This window comes from Acinetobacter towneri DSM 14962 = CIP 107472 (assembly GCF_000368785.1).
Lineage (GTDB): Bacteria > Pseudomonadota > Gammaproteobacteria > Pseudomonadales > Moraxellaceae > Acinetobacter > Acinetobacter towneri.
In genome coordinates, this window is record NZ_KB849695.1 from 10,072 (window position 1) to 30,053 (window position 19,982).

Annotated in this window: 23 protein-coding genes; 10 read left to right on the forward strand and 13 right to left on the reverse strand. The window is 40.2% G+C overall.

The window, feature by feature from the left end; genetic code table 11:
- Positions 1-258 precede the first annotated feature (258 nt).
- Together F947_RS12750 and ftsY are read right to left on the reverse strand one after the other, a co-directional pair.
- Positions 259-945: a nitroreductase family protein gene (locus tag F947_RS12750; protein ID WP_004976585.1), complete on the reverse strand. Its 687-nt coding sequence runs from the start codon at positions 943-945 to the stop codon at positions 259-261.
- Positions 946-1,151: 206 nt separating this feature from the next.
- Complete coding sequence (ftsY, locus tag F947_RS12755) at positions 1,152-2,258, reverse strand: signal recognition particle-docking protein FtsY (protein WP_004976589.1); 1,107 nt, start codon at positions 2,256-2,258, stop codon at positions 1,152-1,154.
- A 186-nt stretch (positions 2,259-2,444) separates the two neighbouring features.
- Between ftsY and F947_RS12760 the strand changes: the two genes are divergently transcribed.
- Positions 2,445-3,779, forward strand: a complete 1,335-nt coding sequence (locus F947_RS12760; RefSeq protein WP_026438390.1) for a M16 family metallopeptidase — start codon at positions 2,445-2,447, stop codon at positions 3,777-3,779.
- Between the two features lie 12 nt (positions 3,780-3,791).
- Entirely contained in the window at positions 3,792-5,432 is a 1,641-nt protein-coding gene (locus tag F947_RS12765; protein ID WP_004976592.1) for a M16 family metallopeptidase, read from the forward strand.
- On the opposite strand, the gene F947_RS14410 is transcribed toward F947_RS12765, so the two are convergent.
- Positions 5,329-5,646: a hypothetical protein gene (locus tag F947_RS14410; RefSeq protein ID WP_004976594.1), complete on the reverse strand. Its 318-nt coding sequence runs from the start codon at positions 5,644-5,646 to the stop codon at positions 5,329-5,331. The two genes, F947_RS12765 and F947_RS14410, sit on opposite strands and share 104 nt — an antisense overlap.
- A gap of 126 nt (positions 5,647-5,772) precedes the next feature.
- The gene (locus F947_RS12770; protein ID WP_004976597.1) at positions 5,773-6,132 is read right to left on the reverse strand and encodes a hypothetical protein; all 360 of its coding nucleotides are present in this window, start codon (positions 6,130-6,132) and stop codon (positions 5,773-5,775) included.
- Positions 6,133-6,351: 219 nt separating this feature from the next.
- Between F947_RS12770 and F947_RS12775 the strand changes: the two genes are divergently transcribed.
- From F947_RS12775 to F947_RS12785, 3 genes are all read left to right on the forward strand, one after another.
- Positions 6,352-6,585 carry an SEL1-like repeat protein gene (locus F947_RS12775; RefSeq protein ID WP_004976599.1) on the forward strand — a complete coding sequence of 78 codons (234 nt, stop codon included), beginning with the start codon at positions 6,352-6,354 and terminating at the stop codon, positions 6,583-6,585.
- A 150-nt stretch (positions 6,586-6,735) separates the two neighbouring features.
- Positions 6,736-7,110 carry a DUF2750 domain-containing protein gene (locus tag F947_RS12780; RefSeq protein ID WP_004976601.1) on the forward strand — a complete coding sequence of 125 codons (375 nt, stop codon included), beginning with the start codon at positions 6,736-6,738 and terminating at the stop codon, positions 7,108-7,110.
- A 119-nt stretch (positions 7,111-7,229) separates the two neighbouring features.
- Positions 7,230-7,664: a CBS domain-containing protein gene (locus F947_RS12785; protein ID WP_004976604.1), complete on the forward strand. Its 435-nt coding sequence runs from the start codon at positions 7,230-7,232 to the stop codon at positions 7,662-7,664.
- Between the two features lie 92 nt (positions 7,665-7,756).
- Here F947_RS12785 and trpB read toward each other — a convergent pair whose 3' ends face one another.
- The 9 genes from trpB to F947_RS12830 form a co-directional block, all read right to left on the reverse strand.
- Entirely contained in the window at positions 7,757-8,965 is a 1,209-nt protein-coding gene (trpB, locus tag F947_RS12790) for a tryptophan synthase subunit beta (protein WP_004976606.1), read from the reverse strand.
- 105 nt (positions 8,966-9,070) lie between these two features.
- A complete protein-coding gene (locus F947_RS12795; protein WP_004976609.1) occupies positions 9,071-10,258 on the reverse strand; it encodes a vWA domain-containing protein in 1,188 nt (395 codons plus the stop codon).
- A gap of 14 nt (positions 10,259-10,272) precedes the next feature.
- Entirely contained in the window at positions 10,273-11,124 is an 852-nt protein-coding gene (locus F947_RS12800; RefSeq protein ID WP_004976610.1) for an AAA family ATPase, read from the reverse strand.
- A 22-nt stretch (positions 11,125-11,146) separates the two neighbouring features.
- Positions 11,147-11,530, reverse strand: coding sequence for a hypothetical protein (locus tag F947_RS12805; RefSeq protein ID WP_004976612.1), 384 nt, complete (start codon positions 11,528-11,530; stop codon positions 11,147-11,149).
- Positions 11,531-11,551: 21 nt separating this feature from the next.
- Positions 11,552-11,860, reverse strand: coding sequence for a YcgL domain-containing protein (locus tag F947_RS12810; protein ID WP_004976615.1), 309 nt, complete (start codon positions 11,858-11,860; stop codon positions 11,552-11,554).
- A gap of 169 nt (positions 11,861-12,029) precedes the next feature.
- A complete protein-coding gene (locus F947_RS12815; protein WP_004976616.1) occupies positions 12,030-13,172 on the reverse strand; it encodes a ribonuclease D in 1,143 nt (380 codons plus the stop codon).
- 273 nt (positions 13,173-13,445) lie between these two features.
- Positions 13,446-14,042: a recombination mediator RecR gene (gene recR / locus F947_RS12820; protein WP_004976618.1), complete on the reverse strand. Its 597-nt coding sequence runs from the start codon at positions 14,040-14,042 to the stop codon at positions 13,446-13,448.
- A 10-nt stretch (positions 14,043-14,052) separates the two neighbouring features.
- Positions 14,053-14,382: a YbaB/EbfC family nucleoid-associated protein gene (locus F947_RS12825; protein WP_004976621.1), complete on the reverse strand. Its 330-nt coding sequence runs from the start codon at positions 14,380-14,382 to the stop codon at positions 14,053-14,055.
- A gap of 31 nt (positions 14,383-14,413) precedes the next feature.
- A complete protein-coding gene (locus F947_RS12830) occupies positions 14,414-15,601 on the reverse strand; it encodes an O-succinylhomoserine sulfhydrylase (protein WP_004976624.1) in 1,188 nt (395 codons plus the stop codon).
- Positions 15,602-15,752: 151 nt separating this feature from the next.
- Between F947_RS12830 and F947_RS12835 the strand changes: the two genes are divergently transcribed.
- From F947_RS12835 to F947_RS12855, 5 genes are all read left to right on the forward strand, one after another.
- On the forward strand, positions 15,753-16,847 hold the full coding sequence (locus F947_RS12835; RefSeq protein WP_004976628.1) for an alpha/beta fold hydrolase: 1,095 nt from the start codon (positions 15,753-15,755) through the stop codon (positions 16,845-16,847).
- A gap of 13 nt (positions 16,848-16,860) precedes the next feature.
- Complete coding sequence (locus F947_RS12840; protein WP_004976629.1) at positions 16,861-17,733, forward strand: NAD(P)-dependent oxidoreductase; 873 nt, start codon at positions 16,861-16,863, stop codon at positions 17,731-17,733.
- 85 nt (positions 17,734-17,818) lie between these two features.
- Positions 17,819-18,088, forward strand: a complete 270-nt coding sequence (locus tag F947_RS12845) for a YARHG domain-containing protein (protein WP_004976631.1) — start codon at positions 17,819-17,821, stop codon at positions 18,086-18,088.
- 38 nt (positions 18,089-18,126) lie between these two features.
- Entirely contained in the window at positions 18,127-18,540 is a 414-nt protein-coding gene (locus F947_RS12850) for an HIT family protein (protein WP_004976632.1), read from the forward strand.
- A gap of 356 nt (positions 18,541-18,896) precedes the next feature.
- On the forward strand, positions 18,897-19,979 hold the full coding sequence (locus F947_RS12855) for a porin (RefSeq protein ID WP_004976633.1): 1,083 nt from the start codon (positions 18,897-18,899) through the stop codon (positions 19,977-19,979).
- The last annotated feature ends 3 nt before the right edge of the window (positions 19,980-19,982 follow it).

The window sequence follows — 19,982 nt, forward strand, 5'->3', positions numbered from 1 at the left end:
GGACGAGCATATTTTTTGCTGCTATTGCGTTATGAGTCAGTCATTTAGAATGACTAAATTTCCTGCCTCATGCCTTATATCAGCTAAAAAACCTTGCGAGATATATCTCTCACGTCGCAAACATAGACGAAGTGTCAACAGACCCTATTACCTTTTATTCTATAGATATAGTCTATTGCAATATAAATATGCTGCGGTTCGCTCTTTGTAGCACATAATAATAAGCTGATTTGACCAATCTTCATCAAATGCTGTTATTTAAGCATAGACTTTAAATTGATTTTGATAGTGTGCATGACTCCGTTCGGTTACTTCTTCTTCAATTGATCCAAAAACGAGTTGTGAACGTAACAACCATGTATCTGGAATATCAAAATGCTCTGCCACAGCACGGTCTATGTTTGGATTATAATGCTGTAAAGATGCACCCACGCCTGAATCTGCCAGTGCTGTCCACACTGCAAATTGCGCCATGCCTGAAGTTTGCTCCGACCAAATTGGAAATTCTGCAGCATTAAATGGAATTTTCTTTTGCAATTGACGAATCACTTGTTGATCTTCATAGAACAATACCGTGCCAAAAGCTGCTGCACATTGTTCGATTTTCATTTTAGTACCTGCAAAAACCTGCTCTGGTACAAACTGACGTTGTACTTCCTGTACTAAATTCCAAAATTTTTTATGTGATTCAGAAAATAAAATAACCACGCGCGTACTTTGTGAATGATGTGCCGATGGACAGCTACGCACAGCTTCCTGAATCAGCTCGGTCATATAAGTTTGGCTAAAATGAATGCGTTTTCCTAAAGCATAAATACTACGGCGCTTTTTCAATTGATCGATGAAAGTCAGTTCATGTGCATCATGGCTAGGCTTTTTTTTAAGCTTAAAGTCTTTCATGATATCTGCTGTAAGCACATGACCAATTTTATTTAACAGTGTCATTTTAACTTCCCCAAAAAATCAATCAAAATCAGTCTAATATTTTTTCTTATTGTATATAGACGAATGTGCTTTTATTCACATTCGTATTTTTAGCTGCTGCTTTTTACAACACTCAAACCCGCTAAAAACCACAAACTCCGCATTTTGCGGAGTTTGTGTGAAACTTACAGCATTTTTACATTTTAGCTTTAAACTTATTTTAAAACTTATTTTTCAGTTTCAAACAGTGCTGCAACAAATGCTTTGGCTGAGAATGGACGTAAATCGTCAATTTTTTCACCCACACCAATAAAGCGAATTGGCACATGGCTACGGCTTGCAATGTTAAATAACACGCCACCTTTTGCCGTACCATCCAGTTTAGTGATGGTGATGCCTGTTAAGCCAACAGCCTCATCAAACATTTCCACTTGGTTAATGGCATTTTGACCTGTGCCTGCATCTACGACCAACATCACTTCATGCGGTGCAGTCGCATCAATTTTTTGCATCACACGCTTAACTTTAGTCAATTCTTGCATCAGGTTGCTTTTGTTATGCAAACGTCCAGCAGTATCTGCAATTAACACATCAATGCCTTTGGCACGCGCACTTTCAAACGCATCGAAAATAACAGAAGCACTGTCTGCACCGTGACCTTGTGCAACAACGGCAACATCGTTACGCTCACCCCAAATCTGCAATTGTTCTGTCGCTGCAGCACGGAAAGTATCCCCTGCGGCCAACATGACTTTTTTACCTTCGCCTTGTAAGCGTTTCGCTAACTTGCCAATGGTTGTGGTTTTACCTACACCATTCACACCCACGACTAAAATCACATAAGGGGTTTTATTGGCATCAATATGTAAAGGTTTTACCCGTGGCGCAAGCAAAGCCACTAATTCTTCTTGCAAAGCCTTATATAAAGAATGTGAATAAATTAAGTCGCCACGCGCAGTACGCTCGGTCAAATTGGCAATAATGGTTTTCGTTGCATCTACACCAATATCTGCAACCAACAGTTGTTCTTCGACTTCTTCTAATAATTCATCATCAATTTCTTTACCGCCAATCAGAATATTCACCATGCCATCGGCAAAGTTTTTACGGGTTTTGGTTAACCCTTCTTTCATGCGACTAAAGAAACCACCTTTCGCAGGCGCATCCGTGTCTGATGATGTTTCTGCAGCATGTTCAGAGGTTTCTGCTTGTTGTAGAGGTGTTGTTTCAACAATCGGAATATTTACCGCTGGTAAATTCGGTAATGTGACATCATCATCTCCGATATCAGCATCAATCAAAAATTTATTTTGCCCATTAGATTGCTGTTGCATGCCGAATCCTTGAAAAGCATTGCGTTAAAAAATCGGATTCTAACATAAACCAATTGCTTTTACCTCGTATTCCAACCACATAGCCGCATACAAAAAATACCTACAGCAATCCTTGCCTTTCCGCTTTAATTTCTGAAAGATAAGCCGATAACGATTGATCTCCACTTGCTTATGTTCCAATTTTCGATGAAGTCTGTTTGTGCGTTGCTTTGGGGTTTAACAGCTTCGATTAGCCATGCTGAAGTTTTAGCTGCGAATAACACTTTTGAAACCACACTCAACAATGGTTTAAAAGTCATTATTCGTGAAGACCATCGTTCTCCCATGGTGATGACTCAAATTTGGTACAAAGTGGGCAGTAGCGATGAGTCCGGAAATACACTTGGGATTTCGCACGTACTTGAACACATGATGTTTAAAGGTACAGCCAAGGTGCCGAATGATGAATTTACCCGTTTAAGTCGTATTTATGGTGGCAGTGTCAATGCAGCAACCTTTACCAATTACACGAATTATTATCAGCTCTATCCCAAAACTTATTTCCCACTGGCTTTAGAGTTGGAAGCCGACAGAATGAGTAATTTGTTACTTCGCCAACAAGACTTTGAGCCTGAAATTAAGGTGGTAATGGAAGAACGGCGGCAACGTACCGATGATAATCCACGGGCTTTGGCTTTTGAACGCTTTAAATGGATTGCCTACCCAACCAGTCATTATCGCCAACCCATTATTGGGCACATGAAAAACTTGCAAAGCATTCAGCTGCAAGATGTACAGGCGTGGTACAAAAAATGGTATCGCCCCAATAATGCTATTCTAGTGATTGTGGGCGATGTAGATCATCAAGCCGCATTGTTGCAAGTCCAAAAGTATTTTGGAGATATTCCGAAAGCACCTACGCCACCGCGCAATGATGTGTTGGAGTTTGAACAATTAGGTTATCGGCACATGGAATTGTCTGCGACTGTGCAAGTTCCTAATTTATATATGGCTTGGAATGTCGGTTCATTGGCAACAGCTAAAAATCCTCAAGATGCCTTCGCGCTCACTATCATCAAACAACTGTTAGACAGTGGAATTACTTCACGTTTAGAACAGCGCTTGGTCAGAAACAATAAGATTCTTAGCTCAGTCAGTGTCAGTTATGACCCGTATCAACGTGGGGATAGTTTGTTTAGTATTTCAGCATTGCCTGCAGCAGGTGTAACGTTAAGCGAAGCACAGGTCGCGATTCAAAACGAAGTGGATACGCTAAAACAGGATTTGGTCAATTCAAGTGAAATTGAGCGCGTGGTGACTCAATTTGTGGCCAATTGGATTTATAGTCAGGATGATTTGGCAGGACAAGCCCGAACCATTGGCAATTTGGAAGTCAATGGATTCAGTCACCGTTTAATCGATGTTTTACCACAACACTTACAAGCGATTACTGCCCAGGATCTGCAACGTGTTGCGCAAAGTTACTTTAACAAAGACAGACTTAGCACCTTGTATTTATTACCTCAAAGCACAACACCTTAAACTGTGATTTTCATGAAAAAACATCTATTCAGCACGCTTATTTTAAGCACTAGTTTTAGCCTATGTTCTGCTGGCTTTGCGATGGAAACTGCCACCACAGCAGCGCATGATTTTGCTGAAACAGATGTAAGTACGCCTTTACAATCTTTGAGCTTGCTGCACAGTTTAAATGCCGTAAATGAATTGGTCGATGTTCGCGCTCCACAGGTATATGAATTAAAAAATCATCGACACGTACGCACTTTATTTGTCGAAAATCCTGCTTTGCCAATGGTTGATATCCAACTGACTTTTAATGCAGGTTCTGCCCGCGATGCAGAAATTGAAAAAGGTTTATTTGGCGTTGCCAATATGGCAGCCCAACTGATTGATGAAGGCACCAAGCGTTATAAGGCAGAGGAAATTGCCGCAGCCTTTGAAACCACAGGCGCACGTTTTAGTACCACGGCGTACCGCGATATGTTTGTGGTACGGCTAAGAACACTGTCTGATCCGCAGAAAATGCAAACTGCCGTCAAAATGATGCTGGAAATACTGAAACATGCGACTTTTGAGCGTTCTAATATCCAGCGTGTGCAAAGCAATACACAAATTGGGCAAAAACAACTGCAAGAAAATCCAAGCCGTTTAATGAATATTCGCTTATATCGCGCAATTTACGGACAACATGCCTATTCAGAACCCATTACAGGCACCAATGGCAGCATCAAACGGATTCAACCAAAGCACTTACAACAATTTAGAGATCAGTTTCTGGTCGCGCAAAATATGAACATTGCCATTACAGGCAAATTAACCTTAAAAGAAGCAGAAAAACTTGCCAATACCATCAGCGCACATATTGCCCAAGGTGTTGCAGCAACAGCTTTGCCACAGCCTACACCTGCAACACGTTTCAACATCCAGCATATTCCCTACCGGTCACAACAGGCGCATGTCAGTATTGCACAACTTGCGACTACACGGGATGATCCTGACTATTTGGCTTTAGAAATTGCCAATAAAATGCTGGGCGGCAGCAGTTTCAATTCAATTTTGATGAAAGAATTACGAGTAAAACGTGGCTACACTTACGGTGTTAGCAGTTCGTTTCGTTTTACCCAAGCAGCGGGTTTGTTTAGCTTAGGCTATTCTACGCGCCAAGATCAGTTACTCGATAGTATTCAAGTCGCTCACCAGAGCTTAATTCAGTTTGTACAACAACCTATGAATTTAGAACAATTAAAAGAAACCAAAGCAGGTTTAATTCGTGCATTTCCGAATCAATACAGCAGCAATGCCAGTATTAATGCCCAGCTTGGGCACATCGGTTTTTATCGACTTCCTGCAAATTATTTAAGTGATTATGCAGAACGAGTGGAAAAAGTTACCGCTGAAGATGTGCAACGTGCAATTCGCAAACATTTGCATCCTGATCGTTTAACTTTAGTAATTGTGAGCGAACATTTAGATAAAGCCGCATTGGTAAAAATGCTGCAGGACAATTTACTCGCACCAACATCTTTAACACCGACACCGCACAATATGAATAACATGCCAACAGAAAAAATTACTCTTGCACCAAGGCAGGAAGTTGTTGAGCCCGATCTTGCTCCATTTGATGTGCCTGCATCAACTTTAAATAATGCACATAACGAATCGGACGTTGATTGAGTAAATGAACTGCCATGTCTTGGGTATTGGCATACATAGATTGTTGTGACAAACGCTCAACATTTTGAAATTGTTGCACCCCAACTGGGCGATAAAGCGCAACACTTGCTAAAGTTAAAATAATAAAAATGATACTCAGCACAACAATATTATAAATTTGCTCGAGTTTCAGTTGAGAAATAAATTGAATCGTTTTTTGAATTGCGTTGTGCATGACCTACCTCTAATCGCCTTAGTGTAGGATGCCCTTGTGAGATGTACAAGTTAAACAGCTCAATTTTACTGTATCGTCACAGTAAAAATTGAGCCTTTTTCTACAAATTCTACAAAGGATTTAGCTTTAGCCAATCGTGCCACGAATTACCGCAAAGTATAAAACCAATGCAATGACTGCAAGCACCAAGAAAATAGCAAATACACTGACACCGCCCTCTGCTTCGGCAGGATGCAGTTCATCTTCATCGGCAATACGGAGTAATTCACCATCATAATTACGATAAAACTCTATACGATCGCTTCGCTCTAAAGTTTTAGCAAAGTCAGCCACACGTTTACGTTGCGCCAAGCAGTATTCACCTAAATGAACATCTCGACGGAAAATTACCTCATCTAGTTTTTTACGGTGATGATGTGCCAACTCAATAATTTGAGAAGTCAATGGAGGTACATCAAAAGCACATCCGTCTACGGATCTTGTCATGTTGTTCTCCTTTTTTATCATGCTTAGAGCTTTAGTTTAATCAAAATTAAACTTGTTCAATGTTTAATCATGTAAACTTGAAATATGCTCATTAACCCCGATAATTATTTGACAATTCAATCAAATTGTAATATTAGTTTAACAATAAAGCGTTAAATTGATATGAAGCCTAAAAGGTAGGCTTAAATAAGTAATCATAATTACAATAAGGAGTTTAATATGATTCAAACGATCTCTCACCATGACTTAGAGCATGTTTATGCAAATGCAGTAAACACGATTCATTCACAAATGAACTTCCAAGACGCGGTAAAACAACTCGAAGAAGCTGCACGTGCAGGACATGGTAAAGCGGCAATGTTCTTAGCAGAACTGTATTATCAAGGTTTCCGCGTAGAACGTGATTCATTGAAAGCGCAATACTGGCAAAACATGGCCACCATGCAAGCATAATAAAACGTCACTTAGGTGGCGTTTTTTTTGACCCTTTTTTAGATGCTCCAACCATAAATACACATTTGTTTACGATTTTAAGCAAAGCTTAAACGGTATATTCATCAATTCTTTTTACAATATAGCCAAATTTTACAACCTTGCTTGATTATGAATCAGATTAACCAACTCCACCCTTTACCAAAGGATTTTCTGCTTAAAGTTACACTATTAAAATCAATGATGTACTGCGGTGTACTTTGGGGTTTATTCCATCAAGGTTGGGCAATGAGTTCAGATCACGATGATTATATTTTCCCTTTTTGGTTAAATGCGGTACAAGCGCATAAATATGCTGCTAAACACTGGCCACAATATAGTCCTCGTAAAATTTCCGCGCAGGATTTTGAAACTTTTTTATTACCAACGCTCACCCGTTTAAATGTCACGCCAACCTTGTTTGGTTCGTCAAGTCAAAAAATTAAACTGACCACTTCACAAATGAAGCATTTCTTTTTTAATGAACCTGCGTTAAATATTGCTTAAATAAAAACTGAATAGAATTGACGTAAAAATCAACAATCGTGACTCTAAAGTATTTGCAATTTTTACAATTCACGTTACTTTAAAAGTCAAACAATAAACAACAAATCAGGACACAGAATATGACCAAGGTAACTCACGTTTTACAAGATAAAGCACATCACGAAATTTACACAATTCGCCCAGAAGCAACGGTTTTAGAAGCAATTAGTTTAATGGCTGAAAAAGGCATTGGTGCGTTGGTGGTTACCGATCAAAACAATCATGTGGTTGGTATTCTGTCTGAGCGTGATTACACCCGTAAAGTTATTTTGATGGAACGAACTTCTAAAAGCACAACGGTTAGTGAAATTATGACTGCTAAAGTACTGACCGTGACCAAAAACACCAGTGTGAAAGAATGCTTAAACTTAATTACTGACCATCATTTACGTCACTTACCTGTACTTGAAGGTGAGCAGTTGGTAGGTTTAGTGTCGATTGGTGACTTGGTGAAAGCGACTATGGATGATCAGCGCAAACTGATCGAGCAGTTACAACAATATATTGCAAGCTAAGACACTGTTTTATAAAACCTGCCAAATATAAAGTAAAGATAAAAAAACCGCCTAAACTTACACATTTAGGCGGTTTTTCATATTCAGTAGAATTAATTCAAACCTAATTTTTCTGCTACATAGTCTGAATCTTTATCACCACGACCTGAAAGATTAACCACAATTTTCACGTTTTTTGCCATTTTTGGTGCTTCACGTAATGCCCACGCCACCGCATGTGAGCTTTCCAAAGCAGGTACAATACCCTCTACACGTGACAACGTCATAAAGGCATCTAAACATTCTTGGTCAGTTGCCGTTGAATACTCCACGCGACCAATGTCTTTTAAGAAGCTATGTTGCGGCCCCACACCTGGATAATCCAAACCAGAGGCAATAGAGTGCACTGGCAATGGCTCACCATGTTCATCTTCAAGTACATAACACGCCATACCGTGAAGCTGGCCTGGTTTACCCAAAGTTAGGGTTGCAGAGTGTTGATCTGTATCTAAACCATGCCCTGCAGGCTCAACACCCACAAGTTTCACTTCTGCATCATTTAAGAATGCGGTAAATGCACCCACTGCGTTTGAACCACCGCCCACACATGCCACGATATAATCTGGGTTTACACCAAAACGCTCTTGGCTTTGCAGTTTAATTTCATCACCTATAATAGATTGGAAATCACGCACCATTTTTGGAAATGGGTGTGGCCCAACCACAGAACCAATCGCATAAATAAAGTTTTTTGGGTCTTTTAAATATTCTTCAAAAGCGCTGTCCACTGCATCTTTTAAAGTGGCTGTACCGCGGGTCACTGAAATCAGGTTGGCACCTAGAATTTTCATTTTCACCACATTCGGGTGTTCTTTTTCAATATCCACCTGTCCCATGTGAATTTCACACGGAATTCCCACTAGCGCACATGCCGTCGCCAAGGCTACCCCGTGCTGTCCCGCACCAGTTTCTGCAATGACTTTGGTTTTACCCATATATTTGGCTAGTAATGCCTCGCCTAAACAGTGGTTAATTTTATGTGCACCAGTATGGTTTAAATCTTCACGCTTTAAATAAATTTGCGCACCACCTAACTGTTCAGATAAACGCTTGGCATGGAATAAAGGACTTGGACGGCCAACATAGTGAGCAAACAAATCTTTTAATTCATTCTGAAATTCTGCCGTTTTACGAATTTCCTCATAAGCAACGTTAATTTCATCCATGGCTTCTTTTAAATGTGGTGGAATAAACTGCCCGCCATATTGCCCGAAAAAACCGTCTTCATTCGGTAATGCGATGCCATTGATTTGATGATCCATATCGATCCCCTCAGATTGAAATTCACGTTGCCTATCGTGTCTGCACTTACTTAGTCTTCGCCTAACAATCACTCAAAAGTTGAGTGATATTGACGAAAATGACGATTAACGCGCCAAATATTTAGTCATATCTTCAATGCCTTTTAAAGTCATTGGATACATATGATGTTCAAAAATTTGTTTAATTAAACCAATGGTATGTGTGTAATGCCAATAGCCTTCCTGTTCAGGATTCAGCCATGCGGTTTTTTCAAAATGCTGACGCAGACGTTGTAACCAAACTTGCCCTGCCTCATCATTCATATATTCTACCGAACCACCAATCGAATTCAGCTCATAAGGTGCCATACTCGCATCACCGACCACAATTACCCGATAGTCGCGTCCATAGGTATTCAACAAATCCCACGTATTCATACGGGTACTGCTACGGCGTAAATTGTCTTTCCAAACATAGTCGTATAAACAGTTGTGGAAATAAAAATATTCGAGGGTTTTAAACTCAGTTTTGGCCGCACTAAACAGTTTTTCACATTGGGCGATGTGTGCATCCATCGAGCCACCCACATCAAACAACATCAACACTTTGACGCGATTACGACGTTCTGGCACCAATTGCACATCTAAAATGCCCTGTTTGGCAGTTTCTCGGATAGTGCCATCAATATCCAATTCTTCAGCTGCACCTTGACGGGCAAATTTACGCAAACGACGCAGTGCCAATTGCATTTGTCGTGTACCTAAAATCTGTTCATCGTCTAAATTTCGATACTGACGCTGCTCCCAGACTTTAACAGCTGAACGCTTACGTCCAGGCCCACCAATGCGTACACCTTCAGGATGATCACCAAAAGCACCAAACGGTGATGTACCGCCCGTACCAATCATACGGTTGCCACCCTGATGCTTTTTATGCTGCTCGCGTAAACGCTCTTCCAGCATTTTCATCAATTCTTCTAAAGAACCTGCTTTTTTCAGCTCTTCGCGTTGTTCTGGCGTGAGATGTTTTTCTAATAGTTCTAAGTCGAACCAGTCTTTAGGCAATTGATGAACTTGCTGCAGTAAATCATCTAAATCAAAAGTGGAAATGCCATCAAAATAATCTTTCATGGCACGGTCAAACTTGTCAAAAAAACGCTCATCTTTGACCATGACGGTTTTAACAAGTTGATAGAATTCATCTTGATCTGCAAAAACCAGACCCGATGCCACCGCCTGATTTAAGTCAATCAATTCACGTGTGGTGACAGGTACACCGTAACGTCGCAAGGTATAAAACAAGCGCACGAACATGGCGTTGTCCTCCCTTAACGGCGCGACATAAAGGCTAAACGCTCAAGCAATTGCACATCTTGTTCATTTTTGATTAATGCACCGTATAAAGGCGGAATGGCTTTGCTTTTATCGCTATTACGCAAAATATCTTCCGGCATGTCATCTGCCATCAATAGGCTTAACCAATCAATTAATTCAGACGTAGATGGTGGTTTTTTTAAGCCCGGAACTTGGCGCAATTTAAAGAAAACTTGTAAAGCTTCTGAAACCAATGTGCTTGAAATATTCGGGAAATGCACATCGATAATATCGCGCATGGTCGCTTCATCTGGGAAATCAATATAATGGAAGAAACAACGACGTAAAAAAGCGTCTGGCAGCTCTTTTTCATTATTTGATGTGATGATCACGATTGGACGTTGTGTTGCCGTAATGGTTTCGCCTGTTTCATAAACATAAAACGACATTTTATCGAGTTCATGTAGCAGGTCATTTGGGAATTCAATATCTGCCTTGTCAATTTCATCAATCAACAACACACAGCGTTCTTCGCTGGTAAATGCTTCCCACAATTTCCCGGGTTTAATGTAGTTTTTAACGTCATACACACGGTCATCGCCCAGTTGGCTGTCACGCAAACGCGACACTGCATCATATTCATATAAACCTTGCTGCGCTTTGGTGGTCGATTTAATGTGCCATGTAATCAACTTTAAACCCAAACTTTTAGCAACTTGCTCTGCCAATAAGGTTTTACCTGTACCTGGCTCACCTTTCACCAAAAGCGGTTTTTGCAAAGCACGTGCGGCTTTCACCGCAAGTTTTAAACTATCAGTCGCAATGTACTGATCTGTACCCGAAAATTGTTGCGCATCAACAGACATGATTTTACCTTAATTGTTTTAGTTACAGTGGTGAGGTATTTTTCTTGGCTTTATAAGTCGTTTGTTTAAGACAGTATCTTGACCAGAAATAACCGATCAATAAGCCAAGACCGATCACAAATAAAATGGCAGATAAATTAGACCAAACCAATGGGGGTTCTTTGGTTAAAACACCAAAAAGAAGTCCAAAGATGGCTGGGGCAAGTGCTGCATTGCTGCCTTCTGATACTGTTGGGGTAAGTAAAATTGCAAACAGCACAATCCAAGTGATACCACCTAACGGATTGGGCAAGCGTTTGGCAATTTCGTACCAGCACCATAAAATAATGGCACTCCCCAACAAATAAACAGAAACAGCAATTGCAGTTTCAGGAATTGAATCCAATCCAGTCATCACACTATTCATTTCTCAACTCCTGAATAAAGCTTAAGCACCACGTAAACCTTCTGGTTCAACGGCATTTGGGTTAATTAAGCCTTCTGGTGGCACTTGAATAAAGAAGCCACGTGTTTGAATAGAATCCATGACATGCAAAACATTCACACGTGCCAACTTACGGCTTTCAGACAGTTGCAAATCCATTACAAATGTCGCACGACCAAATGCAACTCGCATTGGCTCAGGTAAAACCTCTAGCGGGTTAAACGCTTCTGCTTGATCTTCAGTTTGCTCAGGACGGGCGATGTATAAATACATCTCATCTTTTTTGCTCGATTTATAAATTGAACAGTGCATAAACAACAAAACTCTAAAAACTCAGGCAAAGGATACAACAAAAAAAACCGAGATACATTAACCATTATTAACGCATTGGTCTATGTTTACACTCAAACAAAGAATGGCGTGAAAATTCATCCATTTTCAGGTGAAAAACGGCTTTATTTAAAATGTGGATCGGTTTGATTTATTCAGCAACTTTCATCTGACCAGACAAATAACGCTCGTCGGCATGTAAAACTTCAATTAAAGGCTTGGTGAGTAATTCATAACGCCAACCTAACAAATAGTTAGGCAAATCTTGCTCATCGTTATGAAATACCACATGCTGATAAAGCGCATTCAGCCATTTTTTACGCAGCAAAACTTCTTTTGGAATTTGAGTTTCCTGTACGGCACGTTGAATCACCTGTTCTACATTTTCGCCCACTTCTTTTGAAGAATGACGAATTGGTCGCGCCATACGTAATGGCCATTGTGATTGATCAGGCAAATATTTAATTAAATCTAAAATAGTTTTGCCATGTTCACGCACAATATGCGCACGTAAATCTTTAATAGTACTGAGCTGGAACTGATTTTTAGGATTTTTCTCGACCAAGTCCAGCATAGTAGAATTACGCAAAATAAAACTACGTGGTTGGTTTAAGGCTTTTACCATTTGCTCACGCCAAACGGCCAATTGTTGCAATTGCATGAGTTGACGGCGTGAATGACGATAGTTGCCCACATCCTGATACAACAACTCTAAAGGTGTTTCTTCACCAATTTCCTGAGTTAAATTGCGGCAATCTTCTTGTGCAAAATCCAGTAAATAATTTTGTTTTAAGTCGGTTTGTACCTTATCTGCCAATTGCATTAGATACAGCACATCATTGGCAGCATAATTTAACTGCTCATCGGACAACGGACGTGCAAGCCAGTCTGAGCGAGTTTGCCCTTTATCAATATCGACATTGAGCATGGTTTTTAAAGCGTTTTGATAACTGACTTGTAAACCATGCCCTAAAAATGACATGCCAACTTGGGTATCAAACACGTTATCTAAGTTTTTTTGCTGCGCATAATGATAAATTAAATCAATATCTTCACAGCAGGCATGAAAAATATTTTGCTGCGCTTGAAACAGTTTTTCCCAAAATGCACTTAAATTTAAAGAAGTGCCATCTAACAAATAGACCTGATCATTCACATTAATTTGGAATACACCCAATTTTGGCCATAAAGTATCGACCTTAATAAATTCGGTGTCTAAACCATAAATGCTGTTTTGGCTCATTAATGCCAAGACATTTTCAAAGTCTTTTTGTTGGTGAATAAATTGGAACATAGCGAGCAGGTAAAACAGGATTCTCTAGGGGTTCATTTTAAACATTAAATAGCATTTAGCTATAAAAATATGTCCAGTATTTTCAATTTTTATCTTATTTCTAAGTCGATACAGTGAAAATTTAAATTTTTTATCGTTTTTTTATCTTAATTTGATTTTTTATTGGCTTTAAAGGCAAGTAGTCCTTTTCATGGATGATTTATCAATTGATTATTCATATAAAATAGCCACACATGCGAAATAAACATCCACATGAAATAAGCACCTAAATGCTTATTTCATTCGCATCCGATTATGCACCGCCTGACTTAAAGTATGGCTATCGACATATTCAAGTTCGCCACCTTGCGGCACACCTTGCGCAATACGGGTCATCTGCACAGGCAAATGTTTGGTCGCTTCTGCCAAATAGTGCGCTGTCGCCTGACCTTCTACGGTTGCATTGGTCGCCAAAATGACTTCGGTAATGTTGCCATCACTTAAACGCTGAACCAGATATGGAATACCAATTTCGTCAGGCCCAATGCCATCTAAAGGTGATAAGTGTCCACCTAAAACATGGTATTTGCCACGAAAACTGCCGCTTTGCTCAATCGCCATGACATCGGCCGGAGATTCCACCACGCAAAGTAAGTGTGCATCACGATCATGTGAGGCGCAAATATTGCAGACTTCATCTTCCGTTAATGAGTGACAAATTGAACATTCATGAATATAGCTAGTAGCTTCGTTCAAAGCATGAGCCAAACCGACTGCACCTTCTCTATTTTTCATAATCAGGTGCAATGCCATGCGTTGAGCCGATTTTGGCCCAACACTTGGCAAAATGCGTAGCGCTTGTACCAGTTGATCAAAACGATCACTAAACATACGCCGTTCCTTAGAATAAACCAGCCAAGCCCGGTGGCAAGCCCATGCCTGAGTTTGCAGACTTCATTTTTTCTTCAGAAATTGCTTCGGCTTGACGGGCAGCATCATTCATTGCAGCGGCAATCAAATCTTCAATCATGTCTGCATCGTCTTGCAATAATTCAGGGTTGATTTCAATGCGTTTGACCACATTACGGCAGGTCATAGTCACTTTCACTAAACCACCACCTGCTTCTGCATGCACTTCAGTTTGCGCAAGTTCTTCTTTGGCTTTTTTAATGTTGTTTTCCACTTCTTTTTGCATGCGCTGTGCTTGCTGCATCAACATATTAATGTTCATAAAAATCTCCGAACAAATGATCTATTTAGTTTTAAATGAGGTCTAAACCGCGCTCGATGTCGCGAATAATATCATCAATATCTTCCAAGCCAACAGAAACACGAATTAAACCTTCGCTGATGCCTGCTGCTTGTTTGGCTTCTGGACTCATTCGGCCATGCGATGTTGTTGCAGGATGGGTAATCGTCGACTTTACATCACCCAAGTTACTAGTAATCGACAAGAAACGTGTATTATCAATTACGGTCCAAGCGCCTTCACGCTCACCTTTCACTACAAACGATACAACACCACCAAAACCAGACTGTTGTTTTTTCGCGAGTTCATGCCCCGCGTGATGCGGCAAGCCTGCATAATACACTTTTTCAACTTTTGGATGTGCATCTAGCCACTCTGCAAGTTTTTGTGCGCTGGCACAATGCGCTTTCATACGCAGGCTTAATGTTTCCAAGCCTTTTAAGAAAATCCATGCATTAAACGGACTTAATGAATTGCCCAAGGTACGAATAACGCTGTTGATTTCTTCGACCAACTTGTCTTTACCAACAACCGCACCACCCAAAGCACGCCCCTGACCATCAATATATTTGGTTGATGAATAAATAATGAGGTCTGCACCAAATTTTAGTGGTTGTTGCAAAACGGGCGTACAGAAAGTGTTATCTACCGCAAATAACGCACCATGTGCATGTGCAATATCGGCAATCGCTTGCAAGTCACCCAACTGAGCCAATGGATTTGATGGTGTTTCAATAAATAAAAGACGTGTGTTTGGACGAATGGCTTGTTTCCAGCTGTCTAAATCTTCTAAATCAACAAAAGTGACATCGACACCAAACTTCATCACGTATTTTTCAAATAGTGAAATGATAGAGCCAAAGACAGCACGTGAACAGACTACATGATCACCCGCTTTAAGATAAGCCAAAGTGATCGCATGAACGGCCGCCATACCGGAACTTGTCGCAACCGCACGTTCTGCACCATCTAATACTGCCAAGCGTTTTTCAAAAGCCTGTACAGTTGGATTGGTATAACGTGAATAGGTATTGCCTTCAATTTCACCTGAGAATTTTGCAGCTGCATCGGCAGCATTTTCACAAACAAATGATGAAGTCAGGAAAATTGGCTCACTGTGTTCGCCTTCAATTGTACGGTTGTGTCCGGTACGAATTGCCAAAGTATCTAATTGATATTCAATGTCGTCGTGTTGACTCATCTTTACTGCTCAGCCCTAAACTTAGTCCTAAGACCTGTTTGTTAAATAATTGCCAACATTTTGAGCGCCAAGCGCATTTAAGGTCAAGGTAAAATGTATAAATATCGCTTAGACTTCATTCAAATCGGCGCCACGTGTGATGGAACACCTCATGAATCAGCTACAAAGAAAATTTAATCCGCACCGAAAAAAGCTTAAAAACCTCAGCACTCGCTTATTTAAAAGCCGTGATTTGATCTTATCTCAGACCACGCCATACGACATCGTGGCACGTTATAAGTATGCGCAGATTCGCTATTACGCTTCACCAGATAAGCAATATAAAGAGCCGCTGGTTTTTGTTGCGCCTTTAGCAATTACCATGTCGATTTATGACTTATATCCTTATCGCTCTTTAGTGAAACATTTTCAGCATAGCGGTTTTGATGTGTATTTGGTTGATTGGGGACAATTGACCTATCAACATTGTCATTTAAATTTTATGGCTTTTATTCAGGATGCAATCCCTAATTGTATTCAACTCATTTTACAACACGCCAAAGTCGAACAAATTTCACTACATGGTTGGAGTATGGCGGGTATTTTTGCCATGCTTTATACCGCCGACCAACAATCGACACATATTAAAAACTTGATGGTTTTGGGTAGCCCTGTAGATAGCTATGCTTCGGGGCGGGTTGGTAAACTCTTTCAACTGACCAATCAACTGATTTCTAAATATCCCAAATTGCAACATGCCTTTTATTCAGGAAAAATTCCAAAGCATTTAATTCATACACCGGGTTTAATCAATGCGATTGGTTTTAAGATTTTAGACCCTAGAGCATGGCTGGAAAGCAATAAACAGATGCTGTCGAATCTGCACGACTTACAAACCTTGCATGAAAACGCAACTTTAGCCAATTTTTTAAATAATATGATTGATTATCCGGGTGGGATTAATCAGGACATGGTATTGAATGTATGGCTGCAAAACCCACTCAAACAAGGTCATATTCAACTCAAACAACATCAGATAGACCTTAAAAATATTCATTGTTCACTTTTGGTCGGTGCGGGTGATAGCGATCAAATTGTCACTGCTGAAGCTGCTCAACCTTTATGTGAATTGACAAGTAGTACCGATGTCACGTTTACTCTTATTCCAGGTGGACATTTGGGTTTAATGTCCAGTCAAAAAAGTGCCAATGAATTCTGGCCTAAACTGACCACTTGGTTAGAACAACGATCTAGCAAAATTGCATAAAGAGAGCAAAAACATGATTCAATCTGTTGCATTTATTGGCTTAGGCGCAATGGGCTACCGCATGGCAGCCCATTTACCTAAACATTTTGATACGGTCTATGTCTGGAATCGTAACTTTGCCAAAGCCGAGCAACATGCTGCTGAATATGGCACACAAGCGGTTGAATTGGCTCAAGCGGTGCAAGCAGATATTATTTTTTCTTGCTTGCCCACCAGTACCGAAGTTGAAAACCTGATTGCACAAGTTCAACTTAAAGCAGGTTCAGTCTGGGTCGATTGCACCAGTGGCGTACCTGAAAGTGCCAAAAAACTGGCACAACAACTTGAAGCACAACAGATCGACTTTTTAGATGCACCTGTAAGCGGACAAACCATTGGTGCAGAAAATGCCACATTAACAGTCATGATTGGCGGTAAAGCTGCTGCTTTTGAAAAAGCCCTACCTGCAATTCAGGCTTTTGGTAAAGTGATTCAGCATGTGGGTGAACCTGGTGCTGGCTTTGCCGTAAAAGCGGTGAATAATATGTTAATGGCAGTGAGTTTGTGTGCTGCAGCAGAAGGTTTTACCACCTTAAAAGCACATGGCGTAAACTTAAATCAGGCCTTGCAATGCATAAATGCTTCAAGTGGTAAAAGCGCAGTAACGGAAATGATTTTGCCGCAGCGAGTACTGAATCGCGCTTTTCCAAATACTTTTGCACTCCCTTTACTGGCTAAAGACACAGGTATCGCATTAGATTTAGTCCATGAAGCAGCTTTGCCTGCACCTGTATTGGCTTTAACCCAAAGCCTGATTCAAGCAGCGAATTTAACCGCAGAAAAAGACAGTGATTTTTCCACTGCTGTGAAAATGTATGAATTATGGAGTAATATTACCCTAGAGTAAGAACTCGCCATTGAATATACAGCCATAAACCCAATAATGTGTATTAAGTGGCTAGTCACACCATCATTAAATAGAGGAAACTCTTATGAACAAGTTTAGCATTGCCGTATTTGCAAGCCTTGCAACTTTAATTGGGGCAAGTTCAACTACTTTTGCATCTGAACAAGAATGTCAGAAACTGAAAAATGACCACGATGTTATTTATGCATCTAAAGGGTTCTGCTTCAAAGACCCAGAAGCTAAAGCACGTTTTGGTAATGACAACTGCTATACAACCAAACCTAAGTTTTCTGAAAAAGAACAACAACGTCTTGACGCAATCAAAGAACGTCAAAAAGAACTGAACTGTAAATAACCGTTCTGAAATATCAAAGCTGAATTTAAGGAATCATAATGGCTTACGATGATCAAAATATTTTTGCAAGAATTCTACGTGGCGAACTTCCTGCAATTAAAGTGTATGAAGATGACCAAGTGCTTGCGTTTATGGACATCATGCCGCAAGCCGATGGTCACACTCTCGTGATTCCTAAAACGCCTGCGGTGACTTTACTGGACTTACCTGCAGATGCAGCAGCATATACCATTCAAATTGTGCAAAAAATTGCAAAAGCAATGCAGCAAGCTTTGGGTGTAGATGGTATCGTGTTAATGCAATTGTCAGGTACAAGCGCAGGTCAAACTGTCCCCCACGTGCATTTTCACTTAATTCCGACGTCGGTACATCAGCTTGGGAAACATGCTGCACAAATGGGCGACCAAGACAAAATTAAAGCCCAAGCGGAAAAAATTAAAGCAGCGCTCTAAAATATTTCCAAAATAAGCAGCAAAAATGAATGGAGCACCTGCTCCATTTTTTTCATCTCATACTTTAACCCTGCATTTTTTCAAGCAGTTTATGACAATAGCATTTCAGTCTGCTTGCAATTAAGTTATTCATTTCATATATTTTTTCTAAATTTAAAAACTCAGTCACTAAAAAAATGCGAATAAAAGTAAGTTTTTGATCTAATTTGTACTTTTTAATAATTTTGAAATATTTCCTTAATATTACTGTCGCATTTGTAAGGAATACTTAGCACCAATAGAGAACAGCGGTAGATCAACCCTACTTCTGAACAATGTTTAGGACTAAAAAACAATAGTCTGTATTGGAGCTACACATGAAAAAAACGCTTTGCGCATTAGCAGTTGGGGCAACCTTTTTAACACCAGCATTAGCGATGGCTGCTGATGTTAAAGTTTATGGTCGTGCACACGTATCTTTAGACTATCTTGATGATGGTAAAGACTATAACGAAGTTGGTCTTTCTTCTAACTCATCACGTTTAGGCTTCAAAGCTGAACAAAAATTAGAAAACGGCATGACTGTTTTTGGTCAAGTTGAACAAGAAGTTAACTTTGCTAGCGGTAGCCAAGATGGTAAAAGCGTAGACTTTGCTACTCGTGATACTTTCGTAGGTTTAAAAGGTGACTTTGGTCAAGTACGTGCAGGTCGTTTTGACAGCCCATTTAAAGTTGCTCGTGGTCCAGTGAACTTCTTTGGTGATATGGTTGGTGACATTCGTAACGTAACACGTGTTAGTGATAATAAGTTTGATGAACGAAATGAAAATACCGTTGAATATAAATCTCCTAAATTCGGTGGTGGTTTTAACGTACTTGCAGCTTTATCATTACATCCAAGCACTTCAATTCCCAAAGATGCAACGACCGGAGAAGGTCAGGACGACAATAAAGCTTACGATCTGGCTTTAACTTATAAAGAAGGTCCTGTTGACTTTGCAGCTGCTTATGAACGCTATGAAGAAAACTCTGCAATTGGCTCGGGTGAGCGTGATGGATTCCGTATCGCAGCAGCATACAAAATCACACCAGAACTAAACTTAGGTGGTTTATACCAATATCTTACACATGACTTGGAAGGTACTGCAACCAAATATGCTGATGCACAAGTATTTGGTGTAGCGGCAGACTATAAAGTAGCACCAAAGACTTATGTACGTGGTCAGGTATTCCACCGTGACGTTGACACCGAAGATGCAAACTCTACACTTTTAGCAGTTGGCGTGGAACATCGTTTAGACAAGGCTGTACGTGTATACGCAAACCTTGCAACCATGTTAAATGATAAAAATGCTGATCTTACTCCTTGGAAAGAAGGTCGTAGCTTTGGTAACTCCGTAAAAGGTGCTAAAGACGAAAACTCAACAGCTCTTTCTTTAGGTTTCCGTTACGACTTCTAAGTC